This is a genomic window from Kluyvera sp. (assembly GCF_965301105.1).
On sequence record NZ_CBDKZX010000161.1, the window covers coordinates 1 to 3,787 of the forward strand.

Annotated in this window: 3 protein-coding genes and 1 pseudogene; 3 read left to right on the forward strand and 1 reads right to left on the reverse strand. The window is 55.0% G+C overall.

Annotation, left to right across the window (positions count from 1 at the left end; translation table 11 throughout):
- The 3 genes from ACW14G_RS22610 to ACW14G_RS22620 form a co-directional block, all read left to right on the forward strand.
- On the forward strand, nt 1–518 hold a 518-nt coding region (locus ACW14G_RS22610), incomplete at its 5' end, for a TOBE domain-containing protein (protein WP_455648840.1).
- Between the two features lie 14 nt (nt 519–532).
- Nucleotides 533–1,819: an ABC transporter substrate-binding protein gene (locus ACW14G_RS22615; protein ID WP_065358230.1), complete on the forward strand. Its 1,287-nt coding sequence runs from the start codon at nt 533–535 to the stop codon at nt 1,817–1,819.
- Nucleotides 1,820–1,888: 69 nt separating this feature from the next.
- A complete protein-coding gene (locus tag ACW14G_RS22620) occupies nt 1,889–3,016 on the forward strand; it encodes an oligogalacturonate lyase family protein (RefSeq protein WP_249022793.1) in 1,128 nt (375 codons plus the stop codon).
- An 89-nt stretch (nt 3,017–3,105) separates the two neighbouring features.
- On the opposite strand, the pseudogene araE reads toward ACW14G_RS22620, so the two are convergent.
- Nucleotides 3,106–3,787 (reverse strand): annotated as a pseudogene (gene araE, locus ACW14G_RS22625) (arabinose-proton symporter AraE); the annotation flags it as partial.

A 3,787-nucleotide genomic window follows, 5' to 3' on the forward strand; every position in this document is an offset into this window, starting at 1 on the left:
TGACCATGGGCGACCGTATCTGCGTGATGAAGCTTGGCCACATCATGCAGGTAGACACCCCGGACAACCTATACCACAAACCGAAAAACATGTTCGTTGCGGGCTTTATCGGCGCTCCGGAAATGAACATCCGCGCCAGTAAACTGGTGAGCAAAGAGGGTCGACTGAACCTGAGCATTGGCGATGAGTTTATGCCGCTGAGCGAAGATCTGCACAACAAGCTGACGGCGCAAGAAAATCAGGAAGTGTTCTACGGTATTCGTCCGGAATTCGTCTCCCTGTCCGATGAGCCGTTCGCTGAAGGCGGCTGCAGCGGTGAGATGGTCCGCGTGGAAAACATGGGGCACGAGTTCTTCGTTTACCTGAAAGTCGCGAACTACGAGCTGACGGCACGCATCCCTTCAGATGAAGCTAAGCCAATGATTGAGAAGGGGCTTCATCGCAAGGTGTACTTTAAGTTTGACATGAATAAATGCCATATTTTTGACGCTAAAACTGAACAGAACCTCTCCCTCTAATCTGGAGTATTAAAATGAAAAAAGTGCTTTTAAGCGCAGCAATCTCCGCCACTCTGGGCCTTACCGCCCTGCCGTCTATGGCTAAGGATGTTGACCTTCGTATGTCCTGGTGGGGCGGCAATGGCCGTCACCAGGTCACACTGAAGGCGCTGGAAGAGTTCCACAAGCAGAACCCGGACATTAACGTAAAAGCGGAATACACCGGCTGGGACGGCCACTTATCCCGTCTGACCACCCAGATCGCTGGCGGTACCGAGCCGGACGTGATGCAGACTAACTGGAACTGGCTGCCGATCTTCTCCAAAAACGGCGACGGCTTCTACGACCTGAACAAAATGAAGGACGTGATCGACTTAAGCCAGTTTGATGCCAAAGAGCTGCAGTCCACCACCGTCAACGGCAAGCTGAACGGGATCCCAATCTCCGTCACCGCGCGCGTGTTCTACTTCAACGACGAAACCTGGAAACAGGCTGGCGTTGAATACCCGAAAACCTGGGACGAGCTGATGGCGGCGGGTAAAACCTTTGAAAGCAAGCTGGGTAAACAGTACTACCCGGTAGTGCTGGAGCACCAGGACACCCTGGCGCTGCTGAACTCGTATATGACGCAGAAGTACAACATCCCGGCGATTAATCCGGAAACCAAGAAATTCTCCTACACCAAAGAGCAGTGGGTTGAGTTCTTCCAGATGTATAAAAAGCTGGTCGATAGCCACGTGATGCCGGACACCAAATACTATGCGTCATTTGGTAAGAGCAACATGTATGAGATGAAGCCGTGGATTCAGGGTGAGTGGGGCGGTACCTACATGTGGAACTCCACCATTAACAAATACTCTGACAACCTGAAGCCGCCAGCGAAGCTGGAGCTGGGTAGCTACCCAATGCTGCCGGGCGCCACCGACGCGGGTCTGTTCTTCAAACCGGCGCAGATGCTGTCTATCGGTAAGTCGACTAAGAACCCGGAAGCGGCAGCGAAAGTGATCAACTTCCTGCTGAACAGCAAAGAAGGCGTGGATACGCTGGGCCTGGAGCGTGGCGTGCCGCTGAGCAAGGTTGCGGTGAAATACTTGACCGAAGACGGCATCCTGAAAGAGAGCGATCCGTCCGTTGCTGGCCTGCGTCTGGCACAGTCTCTGCCGGCGAAACTGAGCGTGTCTCCGTACTTCGACGATCCGCAGATCGTGGCCCAGTTCGGTACCACTCTGCAGTACATCGACTATGGTCAGAAATCGGTTGAAGACGCGGCAGCCGACTTCCAGCGCCAGGGTGAACGTATCCTGAAACGCGCAATGCGCTAATCGCGCCATCATGTGTTAATACCCTGCAACTTCGGTTGCGGGGTATTTTTTTATTCAAGGAGAAAGGACATGAAAGGCAAAATCATCCCGCTGAATTTCCGCCATCAGAAGGACAGCGAAACCGGTCACGAGGTGATCCGGATGACGCCACCACACATTATTTGCCACCGGAACTACTTCTACCAAAAATGCTTTACCCGCGATGGGAGCAAGCTGATTTTTGGCGGCGCGTTCGAGGGGCACTGGAACTATTACTTACTGGATATTGCCGCCCAACAGGCAACCCAGCTGACCGACGGTGCTGGCGATAACACCTTCGGCGGCTTTCTTTCCGATGACGACCAGTCATTATGGTACGTCAAAGATACCCGCCAGCTGCGTCGCGTGGATCTCACGACGCTGGAAGAACATGTGGTTTACGAAGTGGATGACCAATGGGTGGCCTACGGCACCTGGGTTGCCAATTCCGACTGCACGCAGCTTGTCGGCATTGAGATTAAGAAAAGCGACTGGCAGCCGCTCACCGACTGGTCAAAGTTCCACGCCTTCTACTTCACTAACCCGGAATGCCGCCTGATTAATATTGACCTGAAAACCGGGGAACAGCGGACCATTTTGCAGGAAAAACGCTGGCTCGGTCATCCGATTTACCGCCCGTTCGACGACAATACCGTTGCGTTCTGCCATGAAGGGCCGCGCGATGCGATTGACGCCCGCATGTGGTTGATTAACAACGACGGCAGCAACGTTCGCTGCGTGCGCCAGCAGCAGCCAGGCGAGAGCTTTACGCATGAATTTTGGGTGCCGGACGGCTCTGCGCTCTATTACGTCGCCCATCAGGAAAACAGCCCGCACCGCTATCTGTACAGCGCGGATCCTGCAACGCTGGAAAATCGCCAGCTGATGGAGATTCCGCCCTGCTCTCACCTGATGAGTAACCACGATGGTTCACTGGTCGTCGGCGACGGCGCACCGCATAAAACCGGGGATATCAACCTCAACGATCCGTTTATCTGGGTGTTTGATCTGAAAACTGGCGACAAAAAAGCGATCTGCCAGCACAACAGCAGCTGGAAGGTGTTGGACGGCGACCGCCAGGTGACGCATCCGCATCCGTCGTTCTCGCCGGACGGGAAGTGGGTGCTGTACACCTCGGACGCCGAGGGGATGCCGGCGCTGTATTTAGCGAAGGTGTAAAAAAAAGCCGGGTGGCGGCTGCGCCTGACCCGGCCTACGTTTGACGTACCTTGTAGGCCCGGTAAGGCGTAGCCGCCACCGGGCACTCATCACACGCCGATATCCCGCAATTTCTCGCCTTTCATCAGCTTGCGTTCAATATGCTCCAGCGTCACCCCTTTGGTCTCTGGAATCAGCCAGAAGGTCACACCGATAAAGGCCACGTTCAGCGCGGTATACAGCCAGAACGTGCCCGCCGCCCCGATGGCATCCAACAGCGTCAGGAAGGTCGCGCCGATAATCATATTCGACACCCAGTTGGTGGTGGTGGAACAGGTGATACCAAAATCGCGGCACTTCAGCGGCTGGATTTCCGAGCACAGGATCCACACCACCGGTGCGGCGCTCATGGCATAACCGGCGATGCACATCATTGTCATCCCCACCGACAGCCAGGAAAGCCCGTTTGATGCCGTGCCGTTATCAAACTGCATCAGACAGTAGCCCAGCACCAACGTCCCCACGGCCATCACGCTAAAGCCGATTTTCAGCGCCGGTTTGCGCCCAGCTTTATCCACGGTGAACACGGCGATAAAGGTGGCAAACATAAAGGTCAGGCCAACCACCAGCGTGGCGATCATCTGCTGTTCCGTGGTGGTGAATCCGGCCATTTTAAAGATGCGCGGCGCGTAGTACATGATGATATTCATACCGGCGAACTGCTGCATCGCTTGTAACAGCATGCCGAGGAACACCGCGCGGCGCACGTTGCGGTTGACCTTAAACAGCGCC

What these genes read in the sequence shown, in the direction of transcription:
- ACW14G_RS22615 (WP_065358230.1), top strand. Translation starts at nt 533, where the DNA reads ATGAAAAAAGTGCTTTTAAGCGCAGCAATCTCCGCCACTCTGGGCCTT.
- ACW14G_RS22620 (WP_249022793.1), top strand. Translation starts at nt 1,889, where the DNA reads ATGAAAGGCAAAATCATCCCGCTGAATTTCCGCCATCAGAAGGACAGC.